Genomic DNA, 647 nt, shown 5'->3' with positions numbered 1-647 from the left:
GGCCGGCCAGGCCCCCACGGGCTCGGGCAAAACGGCTGCTTATGGTCTGGCCGTGCTGCAGCAGGTCGATGTGACCTCGGCCACCATGCAGGCGCTGGTGCTGGTGCCCGCCCGCGAGCTGGTGATGCAGGTGCGCGACGCCCTGCGCGCCCTGGGCAAGCATATGCCCAACCTACGCGTGGCGGGCTATTACGGCGGCCACGCCATGCGCGAAGAGGTCAAGGGCCTGCAGCAGATGCCCCATGTGGTGGTGGCCACGCCCGGCCGCATGCTCGACCACTTGGAGCGTCGTACCATCATCCCCAACCGCCTGAAAGTGCTGGTGCTCGACGAGGCCGACAAGCTGTTGGAGCTAGGCTTTCAGGAAGAAATGGCCACCATCATCAGCCGCCTGCCGCAGCGGCGGCAAACGCTGCTGTTCTCAGCCACCATGCCCGATAAGGTGCTGGCGCTGGTGCGCGAGCACCTCACCCGCCCCCGGGTGATGAACGTGGGCGGCTCCAACGCCACCAACCTGCCCGAGAGCCTGGTGTTGCGCGGCCACGTGCTCAGCACCGCCGACCAGAAGCCCGCCGCCCTGTTCCAGCTGCTGAACGCGCCCGAAGCGGGCCGTGCCCTCGTCTTCGCCAACACCCGCGACCGGGTGG

1 protein-coding gene is annotated in these 647 nt (G+C 68.5%); it reads left to right on the top strand.

The window, feature by feature from the left end:
* Positions 1 to 647, top strand: a 647-nt coding sequence (locus ACYVDE_RS25350; RefSeq protein WP_460504282.1) for a DEAD/DEAH box helicase, incomplete at both ends; no start/stop codon positions are given.

The sequence above is a fragment of the Hymenobacter agri genome, from assembly GCF_054778495.1.
The sequence above is the reverse complement of the archived record's forward strand: the minus strand, read 5'-3'. Positions and strand labels throughout refer to the sequence as shown.